This window comes from Streptomyces sp. NPDC046465 (assembly GCF_040646035.1).
Classification (GTDB): Bacteria; Actinomycetota; Actinomycetes; order Streptomycetales; family Streptomycetaceae; genus Streptomyces.
In genome coordinates this window covers 68,468-85,873 of the sequence record NZ_JBEYZK010000026.1, presented here as the reverse complement: position 1 = coordinate 85,873, position 17,406 = coordinate 68,468, and the positions used below count along the sequence as shown (strand labels likewise).

Below are 17,406 nucleotides of genomic sequence, written 5' to 3'. Positions count from 1 at the left end.
ATGAAACAGGCCCTGACGCCCCGGGCGGTCCCGGGAACGCCCTGACGGCACTCTGGCATCACCGCTTCGGGCGGCTTACCTTGGCAGCGTTGACGTACCACTCGCACGGCTTGTCATGCACTTGTCCATTTTATCCCGGCAAGAGGCACGAGGTGAGCCATGTTCCTCAGGCACAGACGCCCCACGCACGGACATACCCCCCGTCCACGGCGCGGCCAGGCCCGACGCACCACCGTCGTCGCCGCCGTCCTCGCCACCCTGGCGGCGGCCGCCGTCGGCACCGCCCGGGCGACCCCCGAAAGCGCCGCCGACACCGACCGGACCCGGCCATCCCTGGCCCGTCCCGTCGACCCGCAGAACTGGCGCAACCCCGACGACATGACCTGGAGCGACTACCGCTCCGTGCCCGGCACCGACTGGGCGAACCCCGACGTCCACCCCACCGACCGGACGTTCAAGGGCGCGCTGGTGCTCCTGGACTACCCCGACGAGGGGTTCACGGTCGGCGAGCCGCCCGGGTCGAGCGTCTTCGGCAACCCGCAGCCCACGGCCTCCGACATACCGCGCGCCCAACTGCCCCGGTTCTACCAGGACTTCCTCAACAAGCCCGGGCCCCTCAACCACGGGCACACCATCAACGAGTACTGGATGGAGGACTCCGGCGGACGCGTCGGCGTCGACCTCAAGGCCTTCGGCGTGTACCGCATGCCGTTCAGGTCGTTCCAGTACGGCATCGAGCCCGGCATGAACCCCGGCGCCTGCCCGACCGGCACCACCTGCGGCAAGAACATCCGCACCGACGGCAGGGCCGCCTGGATCGCCCAGGTCGGCGAGGCCGAGGCGGCCAAGTACGACTTCGTCTTCTTCCTCACCGCCGGGCAGGACGAGTCCTCCACCTGGCAGGAGTTCGGCCAGATGAAGTTCGGCTCCGCGGGCCAGGTGCCCGGCACGTGGGGCCCGCCGTCCCCCATCGCCTCCGGCAGCAACGCCGCCGCCACCCGCTATGTGCCGTGGACCTCCTGGCAGGCCGCGGCCCGCATCTGGCCCAACGCCGTCACCGGCTCCTCCACCCAGGCCGAGAGCTCGGGCATGGGGGTGTACGCCCATGAGCTCAGCCACATCCTGGGCATCGGCGACAACTACAACAACCCCTACGGCACGCCCCTGAGCCGCACGTACACCGGCATCTGGAGCATGCTCTCGCGCGGCTCGTTCAACGGGCCCGGCGGGCCGCACACCCGCTGGAAGATACCGGCCACCGACGGCGGCTCGATGGGCTCCCACCACATTCTGCGCGACAAGCTCAAGCTCGGCACCGTCGACGAGAAGAACGTGCTGCGCCTGGACCGCGACGCGCTCAAGGACTCCGGTGTCGTCGTCGCCCGGGTCACCGCCCGTTCCGCGCCGCCCGGCACCAACGGCCTGTCCGGCGTCAACATCGCCATGTCCCGCGACCTGTCCCCCGCCTGCGACCGCGACACCGACCCCATGTGCGACGGCGGCGGCTACCAGAACTACACCGCCGAAGTGGTGGACCGCATGGGCATGGACTCCTTCACCCCGGACAACGGCGTACTGATCACCAAGACCAAGAACGAGGACCGCGCCCCGTTCGCCTGGGTGATCGACGCGCACCCCGAGGACATCGACATGGTGGACTTCACGCGCCCCGACGGCACCCCGCAGAAGATCACCATGGGCGACTACCGGCAGCTCAGCGACGCGCTCTTCCACGCGGGAGCGGACTCGGGCAGCTCCTACGAGTACGTCGACCGCGCCAACCGCCTGCACTTCTACGTCACCGACATCCGGCGCAGCCGCTCGGGCGTGCTGTCGTACACCATCGCCGTCAAGTCCCTGGACGGCGCGGGTCCGCAGCGCCGCGGCACCGCGCTCGGCCGCGGCGACGCGCAGGGCAGCCCCGGCAAGGGCCGGGCCACCTGCACCTTCCCGCTGACCAACACCGGCCGCGCGATGGCCGAACCGCCGAGCGGCCACCCCGAGGACGCCACCCGCTACCTCGGTTCCGACGTCTACCGGCTCTCCGCCGAGGCGTCGGACCGCGGCTGGTCCGCCTGGCTGCCCAACAGGCTGGCCACCGCGAAGGCGGGCTCCACCGTCGACGTGGACGTCGACGTCACCGCGAGGCCGGACGCCCGCCCGCGCGGCAAGCTCACCCTGACCGCCCGCTCGGTGAGCGACCCGCACAAGACCGCGAGGGCCACCTGCACCCTCGCCAAGAAGGGCTGACTCTCACGAAACGCTGAGCTCAGCCCGCGAAGGCGACGCCCGGCAGGCCGCGGCCCGCGTCCGGCACGACCAGGACCGAACCCGAGAGGGGGTGCGGTCGGTCGAGGCCGGTGCGGGCCGTGGTGATGTACAGGTCGCGCAGGCCGGGGCCGCCGAAGGCGCAGGCCGTGGGTCGGCGCACCGGCAGCTCCACCGTCCTGTCGAGCCGCCCGTCGGGGGTGTAGCGGCGGACCGCCGCGCCGTCCCAGAGCGCGACCCACACGCAGCCCTCGGCGTCGACGGTGAGCCCGTCGGGAAAGCCCGCCCCCTCCTCGATGCGGGCGAACGGGCGCCTGTTCAGGACGTGTTGACCGTCCTGGTCGAGTACGTCGACGCGGCGCGTGGGGCTGTCGGTGTAGTAGACGAGCCGTCCGTCGGGGCTCCAGCCGGTGCCGTTGCTGACGGCCACGGGGGCGAGCAGTTCGCGGACGGTGCCGTCGGGGGCGACGCGGGTGAGGCTGCCGCCGCCGGGCGTCTCGTCGTAGCGCATGGTGCCCGCCCAGAGCGCACCGTCGGGCGCCACGGCCGCGTCGTTGCCGCGGCGGCCCGGCACCGGGTCGCGGACCAGCCAGCTGAAGGGCGCGCCGCCGGGCCCGTACAGGCCGATGCCGTCGCGGAGGTTGACGACCAGGCCGCCGCCCGCGCGGGGCTTGGCGGCGCCGACGTGCTGTCCGGTCGTCATGACCGTGCGGCGGCCGTCCCCCGGCGCGTACGTATGGACGCGGGAGGCGAGGATGTCGACCCAGATCAGGCGGCCGGTCGCGGCGTCCCAGGTGGGGCCCTCACCGAGCGACGCCTCGGCACGCACCGCCACGTCGTACTCGCGCCTGCTCACCGCACGGCTGCTCACCGCGTGCCCCGGTGGCCCAGGCGGAGCGACAGATCATCCGCGCCCTTGGCGGCGAGCTCGGCCAGTTCGCTCTCGCGCTGCTCGCTCCAGCGGATCATCGGCACGGAGATGGAGAGCGCCGCGACGACCTGCCCCGCACTGTCGCGCACCGGCGCCGCCACGCAGCTGACGTCGGGGTTGGACTCCCGGTGCTCGACGGCGACACCCCGCTCGCGGATCCCGGCGAGCACGGTCAGGAGCTCGGCGGGATCGGTGATGCTGTCGGGTGTCATGGCGGTGAACTCCCGCCCCTGGAGCCGGGCTTCGAGCTCGGCGGGGGGCAGCGAGGCGAGCAGCATCTTGCCGACCGAGGTGCAGTGCGCGGGGAGGCGGCGGCCCGCCGCGGAGACCATGCGCACGGCGTGCGTGGAGTCCACCTTGGCGATGTAGATGACGTCGGCGTCCTCCAGGATCGCGACGTGCACGGTCTCGTCGCAGGTCTCGGCGACCTCGCGGGCCACCTGGCGGCCCTCCGCGGCGAGGTCGAGCTGCTCGGCGTACCGGCTGCCGAGCTGGTAGGTGCGGACGCCTAGGCGGTAGCGGCCGGGCTGGTCGGGGAGCTGGACGAGGTATGAGCGGGCGGCCAGGGTGGTGAGCAGCTCGTGCACGGTGGTGCGCGGCAGCTGGAGTCGCCGGGTGACCTCGGGGGCGGACAGCGTCCCGTCGCCGTCCAGGAACAGTTCGAGTATGTCCAGCGACCTGGTCACCGCGGGCACCAGTCGTCCCATGAGTTCGGCCCTCCACCCTGCGCGTCCGAAACTTCGGTCGCTGATCGATATGACGAACACAGGGTAGGCGCGGCGCAGTTCACGGCGCAATGGCCGCCGGACGCGCATGCCGGATACGCACCGGACACGCACGCCGAACTCCGGTGGCGCGCGAACCATTGACACGTTCCCGCCCCCGTGAATACCGTCACGCCAACATTTCGAACGTGTGACGAAATACCGAACAAGTCAAGGGGCAACTACCTTGCGCATTACGGGAATCAGCACGCATGTGGTCGGCACGCCCTGGCGGAATCTCACCTATGTCCAGGTCCACACCGACGAGGGCCTGACCGGTGTCGGCGAGACCCGCATGCTCGGCCGCACCGACGCGCTCATCGGCTACCTCCGCGAGGCCGAGGCCAACCACATCAAGGGGTCCGACCCGTTCGCGATCGAGGACCTCGTGCGCCGGATGAAGTACGGCGACTACGGCCGGGCCGGCGAGATCGTGATGTCGGGCATCGCCGTCATCGAGACGGCCTGCTGGGACATCAAGGGCAAGGCCCTCGGCATGCCCGTCTGGCAGCTCCTGGGCGGCCAGGTCACCGACCGGGTCAAGGCGTACGCGAACGGCTGGTACACCACCGAGCGCACCCCGGAGGCGTACCACAAGGCCGCGCAGGCGGTCATGGAGCGCGGCTACCGGGCCCTGAAGATCGACCCGTTCGGGACGGGGCACTACGAGCTGGACCACGAACAGAGCCTGTACGCGGTCTCGTTGATCGAGGCCGTGCGCGACGCGATCGGCCCCGACGCCGAACTGATGCTGGAGATGCACGGCCGGTTCTCGCCCGCCACCGCGATCCGGCTCGCGCGCGAGCTCGCGCCGTTCCGGCCCGCGTGGCTCGAGGAGCCCGTGCCGCCGGAGAACCTGAAGGCCCTGGCGAAGGTCGCGGCCACGGTGGACATGCCGGTGGCGACCGGCGAACGCATCCACGACCGCATCGAGTTCCGCGAGCTCTTCGAGAGCCAGGCCGCCGACATCCTCCAGCCCGACGTCGGCCACATCGGCGGCATCTGGGAGACCCGCAAGCTCGCGGCCACCGCCGAGACGCACTACCTGCTGGTGGCCCCGCACAACGTGGGCGGCCCCGTGCTGACCGCCGCCTCGCTGCAGGTCGGCTTCGCCACGCCGAACTTCAAGATCCTGGAGCACTTCAACGACTTCGCGGACGCGGACATCAAGAAGGTGGTGAAGGGCGCGCCGCGGGTGGACCCGGAGACGGGCTGCTTCCACCTGTCGCACGAGCCGGGCCTCGGCGTCGAGCTCGACACCGACGCGGCGGCCGAATTCCCCCAGCAGCAGGCCCGGTTCGACCTGTGGGCCGAGGGCTGGGAGAAGCGGGCGCCCGGCGGTACCGGCGCATGACGTCACGCGCGATCGTCGTCGACCGTCCGGGCACCCACCGCCTCGTCACCGGAGAGCGTCCCGAACCGCGCCCCGGCGAGGTCCTCGTCGAGGTCGCCGCCGCCGGGATCTGCATGAGCGACCGCGAGGTGTACGACGGACACCGCGACGCCGCGTTCGTCCGCTACCCGGTGACTCCGGGCCACGAGTGGTCCGGCACCGTGGTGGCCGTCGGCAGCGGGGCCGACCCCGCCCTCGTCGGGCGCAGGACCGTCGCCGAGGGGTTCAGGGCGTGCGGCGTGTGCGAGCGGTGCCGGTGCGGCGAGACGAGCCTGTGCACCGGCGGATACGCCGAGACCGGGTTCACCGAGCCCGGCGCCTTCGCCGACCATCTCACCGTGCCCGTACGGCTGTTGCACCTCCTTGCCGACGACGCGGACCTGCGCGCCGCCGCGCTGCTCGAACCGGCCGCCGTGATCGCGGCGGCCGTACGGGCGGCGCGTCCCCGGCCCGGTGAGCGCGTCGCCGTGGTCGGCGCGGGGACGCTCGGGCAGCTGGCCGTGCAGTGGCTCGCGGCGTGCGGCCCCGCCGAGCTGGCCGTCATCGACCCCCGCGAGGCCCGTGGTGAGCAGGCGCGGGAGTTCGGGGCGACCCGCGCCCTGTCCCCCGCCGAGGCGGAGTCGACGTACGGCACCTTCGACCTCGTCATGGAGACAGCGGGGGCGCCCACCACGGCTGCCTCGTCCTGCCTGCTCGCGCGCAGGGGCGGGCGGGTTGTGCTCACCGGGATGTTCACGGCGGGGGCGGTGGGGATCGACCCCGTGCATCTGTCCCTCAGCCAGCTGGAGGTGCGGTCCGTCTTCGGGGCGCCGTCCTCGGCCTGGTCGGACGCGGTGCGGGCGTTCGGTCTCGGGCTGCTTGATCCTGCCCCCCTGATCACGCACGAGTTCCCCCTGGAGCGGTACGGGGACGCGGTCGCGCTGGTCGGGAGCGGGGATCCCGGGGCCGGGAAGGTCTTGTTGCTGCCCTGAGCTCTTTGGCTGCGGGCCGTGGGGGCTGGTCGCGCAGTTCCCCGCGCCCCCCGGGGGGGGGGACACCCGCTGCTGCGCCCCACGTGATGCGCGGCCGTACCGACGTACACCTCACGATCCGAACTTCGTTCGAGATTTCGGACGATGCGATCCGATGCACCCGACACATCCGATGCACCTGACCCAAAGGACACCCGTGACCGACCCCTCCCCCCTCCTCCCCCGGCCGCCCGGCGAACCCGCGCTCGCCGCCCTCGGTCTCGCCGCCCCCTCACCCGACCCCGCCGACGCATCCCCGCACACCTTCCCCGACGGCGGCACCTGGCGCGTCGAGATCCCGTCCGTCGAGGGGCCCGAGGCGCTCGGCGTCGTGCTCAAGGAGTCCGCGCGGCTCGACGTGCCGATCCACCGCGTCAGCCAGGGCAGCGGTGTCTGGATGCTCACCGACGTCGAGATCACCGAGATGGCCGAGGCGTGCGCCGAGCGCGACATCGAGCTGTGCCTGTTCACCGGGCCGCGCGGCACCTGGGACACCGGTGCCTCCACCCGTACCGACTCCGGCGGCGCCGGGCTGCGCGCCCGAGGCCATGACGCGCTCGCGGGCTGCGTCGAGGACGCCGTACGCGCCACCGAACTGGGCGTCGGCTGCCTGCTCGTGGCCGACGAGGGCGTCCTGTGGACACTGCACCGGCTGCGCGCCGCCGGGGTCCTGCCCGCCGGCACCACCCTCAAGCTGTCCGCGCTGACCGGCCCGGTCAACCCCGCCTCGTACGCCGTGTACGAGCGGCTCGGCGCCGACTCCCTCAACGTGCCGTCCGACCTGACCCCCGCCCATCTCACCGAGATCCGCCGGATCAGCCGGGCCCCCATGGACATGTACGTCGAGGCGCCCGACGACCTCGGCGGCTACATCCGGATGTACGAGGTCGCCGAGCTGATCCGGCGCGGCGCCCCCCTGTACGTGAAGTTCGGCCTCGCCAGGGCCACCGGCATCTACCCCTACGGCGCCCAGCTGCGCGAGCACACCCTGGCGACGGCCCGCGAGCGAATCAGACGCGGACGGCTCGCCCTCGACCTGCTCGCCCGGCACGGCGCGGACGGCGGGATGTCGCCGCTCGGCTCACGGCTCCCCGGCGAACTGAGCCGCTTCCCCGTCCCGGAAGGGGACTGACCATGCGCACGCGACCCCGCACCCGCACGCTCGGCGTGGCCCTGACGGCCGCGCTGCTCACCGTCTCGCTCGCCGCCTGCGGCCAGGAGGCCAAGGGCGGCAGCCGCTACAAGCCGGACACCGGCAAGGGCGGCACCATCGGCCTCGCCATGCCCACCAAGTCCTCCGAGCGCTGGATAGCCGACGGCAGGAACATGGCCGAGCAGTTCCAGAAGGCCGGGTACAAGACCGATCTCCAGTACGGCGACGACAAGGTGGAGAACCAGGTCGCCCAGTTGGAGAACATGATCACCAAGGGCCACCGGCTGCTCGTGGTCGCCTCCATCGACGGCTCGGCGCTCACCGACGTGCTCCGCCAGGCGCACGACGCGGGGATCCCCGTGATCTCGTACGACCGCCTCATCCTCGCCACGAAGAACGTCGACTACTACGCGTCCTTCGACAACGAACGCGTCGGCGAGCTGCAGGGCCGGTACATCGTCGACAAGCTGAAGCTCGGCGAGCCCGACGCGGGCTCCGACGACAAGCACACCATCGAGCTGTTCGCGGGCTCGCCCGACGACAACAACACCAAGTACTTCTGGAGCGGCGCCATGAAGGTGCTCCAGCCGTACCTGAAGAGCGGGCAGCTCGTCGTCCGCAGCAAGCAGACGAGGATGAACCAGGCCACGACCTTGCGCTGGGACGGCGGCACCGCGCAGAAGCGCATGGACGACCTGATCAGCAAGAGCTACGGCGATCAGCGCGTCGACGCGGTCCTCTCGCCGTACGACGGGATATCGATCGGCGTCATCTCCGCGCTCAAGAGCGCCGGTTACGGCAGCAAGAGCCAGCCGCTGCCCGTCATCACCGGGCAGGACGCCGAGCTCGCGTCGGTGAAGTCCATCATCCGCGGCGAACAGACGCAGACCGTCTTCAAGGACACCCGCAAGCTGGCCGCGCGGACGGTGCGGATGGGCGACGCGGTGCTGACCGGCAAGAAGGTGCGGGTCAACAACACCGAGGACTACGACAACGGCGAGAAGACCGTGCCGTCCTACCTCCTCAAGCCCGTCAGCGTCGACAGGAAGAACACCCGGCTCCTCGTGGACGAGGGGTACTTCACCGCGGGACAGCTCACATGACCGGGCACGCGGGAGAGGCCGGGCCGCTCCTGGAGATGCGCGGGATCACGAAGACGTTCCCGGGTGTCAAGGCGCTCTCGGACGTGAACCTGACGGTGCGTCCGGGCGAGATCCACGCGATCTGCGGGGAGAACGGCGCGGGCAAGTCGACGCTGATGAAGGTCCTCAGCGGGGTGCATCAGCACGGGAGTTACGACGGCGAGATCCTCTTCGAGGGCGAGCGGGTGGCCCTCAAGGACATCCGCGCCGGTGAGCGGCACGGCATCGTGATCATCCATCAGGAGCTGGCGCTCGTACCGTACTTGTCGATCGCGGAGAACATCTTCCTCGGCAACGAACAGGCCAGCCGCGGATTCATCGACTGGAACGGCACCCTGCGCAGGGCGAGCGCGCTGCTGAAGCGGGTGGGCCTGCACGAGAAACCGCAGACGCTGGTCTCCGACATCGGCGTGGGAAAGCAGCAGCTGGTGGAGATCGCCAAGGCCCTGTCGAAGGAGGTGAAGCTGCTCATCCTCGACGAGCCGACGGCCGCGCTCAACGACGAGGACAGCGGAAAGCTCCTCGATCTGATCGTCGAGCTGCGCGGACAGGGCATCGCCGGCATCGTCATCTCCCACAAGCTGGGCGAGATCCGGCAGATCAGCGACACGGTGACGATCCTGCGCGACGGCCGGACCATCGAGACGCTGACGGTCCGCCAGGAGGGTTCTGGTGTCCCCGAGTTGTCGGAGGAGCGCATCATCCGGGGCATGGTCGGCCGCGACCTCGACCACCGCTCCCCGACCGCACGCCGTACGAGGGCGCGGACGCGGACGCGGGCGAGCTCGCGCTCTCGGTCGAGGGCTGGACGGTGCGGCACCCGGTCGACCACCAGCGCACGGTCGTCGACGACGTGTCGCTCACCGTGCGGCGCGGCGAGATCGTCGGCATCGCGGGCCTGATGGGCGCGGGCCGCACCGAGCTCGCGATGTCCGTCTTCGGCCGGTCCTACGGGCAGTACGTCGCCGGCACCGTGTCGGTGAACGGCCGGAGCGTGGTGACGAGGACGGTCCCGGCGGCGGTCGACGCGGGCATCGCGTACGTCACCGAGGACCGCAAGCGCTACGGACTGAACCTCATCGACAACATCAACCGCAACGTCTCGCTGGCCTCGCTGCCCGGCATGCGGCGCCGCGGCGTCGTCGACGAACACCACGAGCGCCGGGTCTCCGAGCGCTACCGGAAGTCGATGAACATCAAGACGCCCACGGTCTTCGAGCAGGTGGGCCGCCTCTCCGGCGGCAACCAGCAGAAGGTCGTCCTGAGCAAGTGGATCCACGCCGACCCCGAGGTCCTGATCCTCGACGAGCCGACGCGCGGCATCGACGTGGGCGCCAAGTACGAGATCTACACCGTCATCGACAAGCTCGCGGCACAGGGCAAGGCGGTCCTGTTCATCTCCTCCGAGCTACCGGAGCTGCTCGGGATGTGCGACCGGATCTACACGATGGCCGAGGGCCGCCTGACCGGTGAGGTCACGCGCGCGCAGGCCAGCCAGGAAGTCCTGATGCGCCACATGACCCAGACCAGAAGCAGCAGGAGCTGAGGCCCGCCATGACCACCACGACCACTCCCCCGCGGGACCCGTCCGCCCCCTCGGCGCCCGCCGCGCCGTCGACCGGCGCGCTGCTGATCCAGAGCATGCGCTCCCACATGCGCCAGTACGGCATGCTCGTCGCCCTGGCGTTCATCGTCGTGCTGTTCCAGATCTGGACCGACGGCACGCTGCTGCTGCCGAACAACGTCTCCAACCTGATCCAGCAGAACGGCTACATCCTCATCCTGGCCATCGGCATGATGATCGTCATCATCGCGGGCCACATCGACCTGTCCGTCGGCTCGCTTGTGGCCTTCGTCGGCGCCATGTCGGCGGTGATGATGGTCAAACACGACATGCCGTGGGTGCTCGCGCTCGTCCTCTCCCTTCTGATCGGGGCGGTCGCGGGCGCGTGGCAGGGCTTCTTCATCGCGTACGTCGGCATCCCGTCGTTCATCGTGACGCTGGCCGGCATGCTGCTCTTCCGGGGGCTGACGCAGATCGTCCTGGAGGGCCAGTCGCTCGCGCCCTTCCCCGAGGGCTTCCAGAACATCGCCAAGGGCTTCATCCCGGAGACGGGCCCGTACACGCAGTACCACAACCCCACGCTCGTCCTGGGCCTCGCCACCGTCGCCTTCCTGCTGATCCGCGAATGGCGCGACCGCAAGCGGCAGACGGCGTACGACCTGGAGGTGCTGCCGACCGGGCTGTGGGCGGCGAAGTGCGTGGCGATGACGGCCGCGGTGGTCACCTTCACGCTGACGCTGGCCAGCTTCCACGGCGTGCCGGTCGTCATGCTCATCATGTGCGGACTGCTGATCGGCCTCGGCTACGTGATGCGCAACGCCGTCATCGGCCGTCACGTGTACGCCCTCGGCGGCAACAAGGCCGCCGCGATGCTCTCGGGCGTCAAGGACAAGCGCGTCACCTTCCTGGTCTTCGTCAACATGGGCGTGCTCGCGGCCCTGGCGGGCTGCGTATACGCGGCCCGCCTCAACGCGGGCACCCCGCAAGCAGGCCTCAACTTCGAACTCGAGGCGATCGCGGCCTCGTTCATCGGCGGCGCTTCGATGAGCGGCGGTGTCGGCACGGTGCTGGGCGCGGTGATCGGCGGCCTGGTCCTCGGCGTCCTCAACAACGGCATGTCACTCGTCGGGATCGGCACGGACTACCAACAGGTCATCAAGGGGCTCGTGTTGCTCGCCGCGGTCGGATTCGACGTGTGGAACAAGCGGAAGGCGGGGCGTTAGCGCCTGGCCCGGGATGCGCTCAGGCGTCCTGCGGATACCACCGCAGTTCCACGGTGTTGCCGTCCGGGTCCCGCACGTAGAGGGAGAGCGCGGTGCCCCGGGCGCCGAAACGCTCGCCGGGGCCGTCCACCACCGAGAAGGCGCCGGAGTCGATGACCTGCTGCCAGTCGAGCGGCTCGACGACCAGGCAGATGTGGTCGACGTTGGAGCCCCGCGGCCCGCCGTCGGCCCCCGTGATGAGGTCGATGATGGTGGTGGGGCTGACCCGCACGGACGGGAAGGGGACCTTGCCCGCACGCCACTCCTCCACCCGTACCGGTTCGAGGCCCAGCGGGCCGGTGTAGAAGGCGAGCGAACGCTCGATGTCGGCGACGTTCAGGACGAGGTGGTCGAAGGCGATCACACGCATGGGGGTCTCCGTTGATGCGGGGCGCCCAGGGCGCCGGTGGCGGTAGCGGTAGCGGTCGTTGACCGGTGGGTTCAGCATCGTCGAAGAGCGATCCATCGGTCCAACACATGCTTGTCATGTGATCCATCGTGTTTCACGATGGATCACATGGACCTCCAGCAGATGCGGTACGTCGTCGCGGTGGCGGAGACCGCGAGCTTCACCCGCGCCGCCGAGCGGTGCCACGTCGTCCAGTCCGCGCTCAGCCACCAGGTCGCCCGCCTCGAGAAGGAGCTGGGCGCCCGGCTGTTCGAGCGGACCAGCCGCCGGGTGCGCGTGACCGCCGCCGGTGAGGCGTTCCTGCCCGCCGCGCGCCAGGCCCTGGAAGCGGCCGAGCGGGCGCGGGCGGAGGTGGCGGCCGCCACCGGCGAGATCCGGGGCAGGCTGACCATCGGATCGATCCCCACGGTCGCGGCCGTCGACCTCCCGGCGGTGCTGCGGGACTACCGCCTGCGCTACCCCCAGGTGCGGATCAGCCTGCGGACCGGCTCCAGCGAGCGGCTCGTCGAGCAGGTGCGCGACGGCGCTCTGGACGCGGCGTTCCTCGGCGTGCAGCCCGGGTTCCGCCCGCAGGGCGTGAACGACAGGGAACTCGCCCACGGGCGGCACGTCGCCGTGGTCGCCCCGGACCACCCCCTGGCCACGGAGGCGGAGGTGGGCCTCCCCCGCCTCGCCGAGGAGGTGTTCGTGGACTTCGCCGAGGGCACCGTCGCCCGCGCCCAGTCCGACGAGGCGTTCGCGGCGGCCGGGCTGCGCCGCGAGGTCGCCTTCGAGGCCGGTGTCGAGCTCATGGCCCGGCTCGTCCGCCACGGACTGGGCATCGCCCTGCTGCCCGCAGCCTTCGCCGCTGAACTGCACGGCCTGCGGAGCGTGCCGGTCCGCGACGGTCCCGTACGGGTGGAGCACCTGGTCTGGAGCCGGTTCACGCCGTCGCCCGCGGCCGCCGCGTTCCTCGCCCTGCCGGACGCCGGGCGGTCGGGGGCCGTGGGCACAAACCCGCCATTGGCGAGAGGCCCACTTCCCCCTCTTCCGGTCGCAGGCCAGAATCCTGGCCTACCAGGCTAGACACGCAGCGTGTGCGGACAAACACTCAAGAGGAGTGGTTCATGGTCGCCCGTCCTGACTACCCGGTGATCGACGCCGACAGCCACATCGTGTTACCCGACTCCGACGAGTGGTGGCGCGGCAGGATCCCGGAGAAGTACGCCGCATGGATGCCCCAGTACGAGGACGACGTCCTTGTCGCGGAAGGCCGCGTCATCGAGGGCCCGTCGGCGACCTTCCACGGCAAGCCCACCCAGGCCGCCTGGTTCGGCAAGACCCAGGGGGCCACGTACACACCGGGCAGCTGGCAGTTCGACGACCCGGCGACCGTGGAAGTGCTCGACGCACTGCGGCGCGGAGGCCTGGACCCCCAGGACCGGCTCAAGGCGATGGACCGCGAAGGGATATCCCAGGCCTACATCTTTCCCTCCAAGGTCCTGGGGCTCCTGCCCGCCCTGCGCAGCTCCGCCTTCGCCCACGAGGTGACCAAGGCGTACAACGACTGGGCCGTCGAGTACTGCTCCGCGGACACGAATCGGCTCCTGGCCGTCGCCGCGCTGCCCCAGCACGACATCGTGCTCGCCCTCGACGAGGCGCGCAGGGCCCTCGACAACGGCGTCCGTACGGTCATCCTGCGGCCCAACACGGTGGCCGGGACGAACGTCGACGACCCGGTGTACGAAGCCCTCTGGGCGTTCTGCGAGCGCCACTCCATGGCGGTCTGTTTCCACGAGGGATTCGGCGTCGCCCGCATTCCGCGCATCGGCACGGAACGTACGCACGACACGATGCAGGGCCATCTGGTCAGCCACACGTTCGAGCACATGGCGGCCGTCATGCTGCTCATCACGGGCGGGGTGATGGAGCGGTACCCCGCTCTCCACTTCGCTTTCATGGAGACCGGCGCGGGCTGGGCCCCTTTCTGGCTGAACCGTATGGACGACCATGTCGAGCAGTTCGCCAAGGACCGCGAACCGCTGCCGGAGAAACCCAGCACCTATTTCAAGCGCCAGTGTTATCTGGGCATCGAACCGGAGGACCCGCTGCTGCCGATGCTCGTCGAGCAGGGCTTGGCGGAGAACCTCCTGTTCGCCAGCGACTTCCCGCACTTCGACGCGAAGTTCCCCGGGGCGGTGACGGCCCTGGCCGACCGGGGCGACATCAGCGAGACGGTGAAGCGGAAAATCCTGAGCGAGAACGCCCGCCGGTTCTTCGGAGCCGCCTGATGCAGCCGGCGGTCCCGTCTCTCGACCCGCGGACCGAAGCGGTGCTCGGCGAACTGGAAGCGCGCTCCCGCAAGGAGCAGCAGGAGCTCGAAGTGCTGCGCGCGGCGGGCGGTACGGCGCTGCGCGAACGCGCGGGGTCCTTCATGCTGGACGTCGGCCCCGAGGTCGGCCTCTTCCTGAACACGCTGGTCAGGGCCGTCGCCGCCCGGACGGTCGTGGAGATCGGCGGCTCGGTGGGCTACTCCACGGTGTGGCTCGCGGAAGCGGTGCGGGCCACGGGCGGGCGCCTCTACTCGATCGAGGTCGACCAGGACAAGCAGGACGAGCAACGCGCCCATCTGACGGCGGCGGGCCTGGACGCCCACGTGGAACTGACCACCCGTGAGGCCCCGGACCTGATGCCGTCCCTCTCCGCCCCGGTGGACCTCGTACTGCTCGACCACTGGAAAGAGCTGTACGTGCGGGATTTCGACGCGTGCTGGCCCGTACTGCGCCCAGGCGGCCTTGTCGTGGCCGACAATGTGCTGATACCGCGGAAGAACGCGGAAGTGATCGCGCGCTATCGCCGTCATATCAGCGAACTCCCCGACGCGCAGAGCCACATGCTCGCACTGGGCGACGGACTCGAAGTCACCACAAAGCGTGAAAACGTTCCCATGCGCTGAGCGATTGACTGTCCCGGACTCTAACGTCTCCCCCGACACCGTTGGCACTGAGGCAAAGGCTTGCACGTGAAGATTGGCATCGAGTCGGAACTGCCCACCGTCGACGCCCGGGGCATGGCGGCCGACGAGCGTTCCGTGCAGGCCCTGTTCGGGCGGCTCGCCCGGCAGGAGGGCTTCTCCACCTACGCCGACGCCACGAGCGGAACCGTGGTGGGCGTCAAGTCCCGCCGCGGCAACGGCACGCTGGACGTGGGCAACGACTACGGATTCTGCACGGTGGAGATGGCCCTCCCGCCGGAGGAGGGTTTCGCCGCGGCCAAGGCGGCGTGGCACGACACTCTCGATTCCCTGCTGCTCCCCGCCATGGGCGCGGAAGGGCTGTCCGTCCTGGCCCACGGCTGCCAGCCGCGTACCGAGACCCTGGGCAGGGCGTATCTGGCCGACAAGGGGCACTACCAGTTCTGGCTGGCCCAGGCCGAGCGGTTCCCCGGGCACTACGCCTGTGACGCGTGGCCGGGCTTCGCAGCCGTCCAGTTCAACATCGACGTGCCGCTGCCCGATGTGATGAAGGTCTGCAACACCCTGATCACCATGACGCCACTGCTGTGCGCGTGGGGTGCGAACTCCGCGGTATTCGGCGAACGCGTGCAGCCCTGGATGTCGTTGCGGATGCGCGGCTACATGGAACTGGCCGAGTCGAACCCGTTCTTCGCCGACCGGCTCCTCTTCCCCCGCCGGACCTACAGCGGCCTGGCCCAGTACATGCGGGACGCGTGGGCCACCCCCGTCTTCGAGGTGACCAGGGCGGGCATGATCTACCGGCCGGTGGACCCGGAACTGACCACGACGGGGTTCGCCGCCGCGGGCGAGGCGGATTTCGTCGACTTCCAGGGCGCGAAGCGCAGCCTGTCGTGCACGGTCGACGACCTGGCGTCGGGCCTCGTCTTCTACTGGCCCGCGGTACGCGTCCGGATGCAGCTCGACGAGACGTGCGGGGTCGCGGAGGTCCTCGCCGCGGTGGCGGCCGGGCGGCCCGAGTCCGTGCTGCGCAACGGCGGCCGCGACACCTTCGTCGAGGTGCGGCACCTGCCCACCATGAGCAGGCAGGAGACCTTCGCCTGGCTGGCCATGATCCTGGGCTGGCTGGAGAACATCGACCAGTGCGAACAGCTCTTCCGCCCCTGGTCCCTCGCCCGGTCGTGTGCGGCCATGCCGCAGGTCCAGGCCGACGGCTGGGACGCCGAGGTGGCCGGTGCCCCGCTGGAGCAGTGGGCGCGGCGGGCGTTCACCGTCGCGGACGAAGGGCTCAGGCGAGGGCAGGCCGCGCCGGTCGAGGAGCTTGAGCCACTGGCCCGGCGCCTGCGGGACCGCACCAACCCCGCGTCGGACGCGGTCGGCCTGCTGCGCGCCGAGGGAATCGAGGCGCTGGTCGAGCAGCTGAGGATGTGACGAGGTGAGAGAGCGGCTCCCGTTACCCGCCGCGCCGCCCCGGTACGCGTACAACTTCTGCGCCGGGCCCGCGACGCTGCCCCGCCCGGTGGCGGAGCGGATACGCGAGGAGTTCCTGGCCCACGCGGGGGACGGGGCCTCCGTCGTCGAGATCAGCCACAAAGGAGCGCGGTTCGCCCACATCCTGGACACCGTGGAGACGCTCTTCCGCAGCCTGTGCGCGCTCCCCCGGAGCCACCACTTGTTCTTCATGCACGGCGGTGCACGGATGCAGTGCTCCGCCGTCCCCCTCAACCTGATCGGCCGGTCCGCCACCCGCACCGCCGGTTATGTGGAGACGGGCCTCTTCGCCCGGCAGGCGGCCCGGGAGGGAGCGCGCTACGGCACCGCGCGCACCGTCGCGAGCAGCGCGGCCACCTCATTCGACCGGATACCGGCCGTACCGGCGCGCGACTGCCCGAGCGACGCCGCGTTCCTCCACCTCACCAGCAACAACACGGTGTACGGCACCCGGTGGACCGACTTCCCGCACGACGTGCCCGCACCGCTGGTGGCCGACGCCACCAGCGACATCCTGTCCCGCAGGCTCGACCACGACCGGTTCGGCGTGGTGTACGCCGGGTTCCAGAAGAACCTGGGGCCGGCCGGAATGGCCCTGGTCACCGTCCGGGACGACCTGATCGGACATGCCCTGCCCGGCACCCCGCGACTGCTCGACTACGCCGTCCAGGCCGACACGCGCTCGCTCGACAACACACCCAACACCTTCGCCCTGTTCGTGCTTTCCCTGGTCCTGGAGTGGGTGCGGGACCAGGGCGGCCTGGCCGTCGTCGAGCGGCACAACGAAGCCAAGGCCGCCCTCCTCTACGGGGCACTCGACCGGTCGGCCTTCTACCGCCCCACGGCCAGGGCCGAACACCGCTCCGTCACCAACATCGTCTTCCGCCTCGCCGACGAGTCACTGACGGGCGAGTTCGTCGCCCTGGCCGAGTCCGAGGGCCTGCTCGGCCTGGCGGGTCACCGGACCGTGGGCGGTGTCCGCGCCTCCGTCTACAACGGCATGTCCGAGGACGGCGTCCGGGCCCTGGCCGGTTTCCTGCGCGAGTTCGAGCGCCTGCGCGGCTGA

Annotated in this window: 14 protein-coding genes and 1 pseudogene; 12 read left to right on the top strand and 3 right to left on the bottom strand. The window is 70.6% G+C overall.

Annotated features, from left to right (window positions below; genetic code table 11):
• Positions 1-159: 159 nt before the first annotated feature.
• Positions 160-2,250 carry a M6 family metalloprotease domain-containing protein gene (locus ABZ953_RS32525; RefSeq protein WP_361731560.1) on the top strand — a complete coding sequence of 697 codons (2,091 nt, stop codon included), beginning with the start codon at positions 160-162 and terminating at the stop codon, positions 2,248-2,250.
• A gap of 19 nt (positions 2,251-2,269) precedes the next feature.
• Here ABZ953_RS32525 and ABZ953_RS32520 read toward each other — a convergent pair whose 3' ends face one another.
• A complete protein-coding gene (locus ABZ953_RS32520; protein ID WP_361731557.1) occupies positions 2,270-3,124 on the bottom strand; it encodes an SMP-30/gluconolactonase/LRE family protein in 855 nt (284 codons plus the stop codon).
• Between the two features lie 11 nt (positions 3,125-3,135).
• Complete coding sequence (locus ABZ953_RS32515) at positions 3,136-3,906, bottom strand: IclR family transcriptional regulator (protein WP_361731554.1); 771 nt, start codon at positions 3,904-3,906, stop codon at positions 3,136-3,138.
• A gap of 244 nt (positions 3,907-4,150) precedes the next feature.
• Here ABZ953_RS32515 and ABZ953_RS32510 point away from each other — a divergent pair, with 244 nt between their 5' ends.
• From ABZ953_RS32510 to mmsB, 6 genes and pseudogenes are all read left to right on the top strand, one after another.
• On the top strand, positions 4,151-5,317 hold the full coding sequence (locus tag ABZ953_RS32510; RefSeq protein ID WP_361731552.1) for a mandelate racemase/muconate lactonizing enzyme family protein: 1,167 nt from the start codon (positions 4,151-4,153) through the stop codon (positions 5,315-5,317).
• On the top strand, positions 5,314-6,327 hold the full coding sequence (locus tag ABZ953_RS32505; RefSeq protein ID WP_361731550.1) for an alcohol dehydrogenase catalytic domain-containing protein: 1,014 nt from the start codon (positions 5,314-5,316) through the stop codon (positions 6,325-6,327). Before ABZ953_RS32510 ends, ABZ953_RS32505 begins: the two co-directional genes overlap by 4 nt.
• A 196-nt stretch (positions 6,328-6,523) precedes the next feature.
• Positions 6,524-7,498 (top strand): hypothetical protein, encoded by a 975-nt coding sequence (locus ABZ953_RS32500; protein WP_361731547.1) that lies wholly within the window; start codon positions 6,524-6,526, stop codon positions 7,496-7,498.
• Between the two features lie 2 nt (positions 7,499-7,500).
• The gene (chvE, locus tag ABZ953_RS32495) at positions 7,501-8,622 is read left to right on the top strand and encodes a multiple monosaccharide ABC transporter substrate-binding protein (RefSeq protein WP_361731545.1); all 1,122 of its coding nucleotides are present in this window, start codon (positions 7,501-7,503) and stop codon (positions 8,620-8,622) included.
• Positions 8,619-10,207 (top strand): annotated as a pseudogene (gene mmsA, locus ABZ953_RS32490) (multiple monosaccharide ABC transporter ATP-binding protein). The gene chvE and the pseudogene mmsA overlap by 4 nt, the downstream one beginning before the upstream one ends.
• 8 nt (positions 10,208-10,215) lie before the next feature.
• On the top strand, positions 10,216-11,448 hold the full coding sequence (gene mmsB / locus ABZ953_RS32485) for a multiple monosaccharide ABC transporter permease (protein WP_361731542.1): 1,233 nt from the start codon (positions 10,216-10,218) through the stop codon (positions 11,446-11,448).
• A gap of 19 nt (positions 11,449-11,467) precedes the next feature.
• Here the strand turns inward: mmsB and ABZ953_RS32480 are convergent, their stop codons facing one another.
• Positions 11,468-11,857 carry a VOC family protein gene (locus ABZ953_RS32480; protein WP_361731539.1) on the bottom strand — a complete coding sequence of 130 codons (390 nt, stop codon included), beginning with the start codon at positions 11,855-11,857 and terminating at the stop codon, positions 11,468-11,470.
• Positions 11,858-12,004: 147 nt separating this feature from the next.
• On the opposite strand from ABZ953_RS32480, the gene ABZ953_RS32475 reads away from it, so the two are divergent.
• The 5 genes from ABZ953_RS32475 to serC all read left to right on the top strand — a co-directional run bounded on the left by ABZ953_RS32475 (position 12,005) and on the right by serC (position 17,406).
• Positions 12,005-12,961: a LysR family transcriptional regulator gene (locus tag ABZ953_RS32475; protein ID WP_361731536.1), complete on the top strand. Its 957-nt coding sequence runs from the start codon at positions 12,005-12,007 to the stop codon at positions 12,959-12,961.
• Positions 12,962-13,002: 41 nt separating this feature from the next.
• Complete coding sequence (locus ABZ953_RS32470; protein WP_361731533.1) at positions 13,003-14,166, top strand: amidohydrolase family protein; 1,164 nt, start codon at positions 13,003-13,005, stop codon at positions 14,164-14,166.
• Positions 14,166-14,831 carry a class I SAM-dependent methyltransferase gene (locus ABZ953_RS32465; RefSeq protein WP_361731530.1) on the top strand — a complete coding sequence of 222 codons (666 nt, stop codon included), beginning with the start codon at positions 14,166-14,168 and terminating at the stop codon, positions 14,829-14,831. Before ABZ953_RS32470 ends, ABZ953_RS32465 begins: the two co-directional genes overlap by 1 nt.
• A 66-nt stretch (positions 14,832-14,897) precedes the next feature.
• On the top strand, positions 14,898-16,280 hold the full coding sequence (locus tag ABZ953_RS32460) for a glutamate-cysteine ligase family protein (RefSeq protein WP_361731527.1): 1,383 nt from the start codon (positions 14,898-14,900) through the stop codon (positions 16,278-16,280).
• A gap of 4 nt (positions 16,281-16,284) precedes the next feature.
• The gene (serC, locus tag ABZ953_RS32455) at positions 16,285-17,406 is read left to right on the top strand and encodes a 3-phosphoserine/phosphohydroxythreonine transaminase (RefSeq protein ID WP_361731524.1); all 1,122 of its coding nucleotides are present in this window, start codon (positions 16,285-16,287) and stop codon (positions 17,404-17,406) included.

Coding starts and splice junctions, on each gene's coding strand:
- chvE (WP_361731545.1), top strand. CDS start 7,501: ATGCGCACGCGACCCCGCACCCGCACGCTCGGCGTGGCCCTGACGGCC.
- ABZ953_RS32505 (WP_361731550.1), top strand. CDS start 5,314: ATGACGTCACGCGCGATCGTCGTCGACCGTCCGGGCACCCACCGCCTC.
- ABZ953_RS32480 (WP_361731539.1), bottom strand. CDS start 11,857: ATGCGTGTGATCGCCTTCGACCACCTCGTCCTGAACGTCGCCGACATC.
- ABZ953_RS32525 (WP_361731560.1), top strand. CDS start 160: ATGTTCCTCAGGCACAGACGCCCCACGCACGGACATACCCCCCGTCCA.
- ABZ953_RS32465 (WP_361731530.1), top strand. CDS start 14,166: ATGCAGCCGGCGGTCCCGTCTCTCGACCCGCGGACCGAAGCGGTGCTC.
- ABZ953_RS32475 (WP_361731536.1), top strand. CDS start 12,005: ATGGACCTCCAGCAGATGCGGTACGTCGTCGCGGTGGCGGAGACCGCG.
- ABZ953_RS32470 (WP_361731533.1), top strand. CDS start 13,003: ATGGTCGCCCGTCCTGACTACCCGGTGATCGACGCCGACAGCCACATC.
- ABZ953_RS32515 (WP_361731554.1), bottom strand. CDS start 3,906: ATGGGACGACTGGTGCCCGCGGTGACCAGGTCGCTGGACATACTCGAA.
- mmsB (WP_361731542.1), top strand. CDS start 10,216: ATGACCACCACGACCACTCCCCCGCGGGACCCGTCCGCCCCCTCGGCG.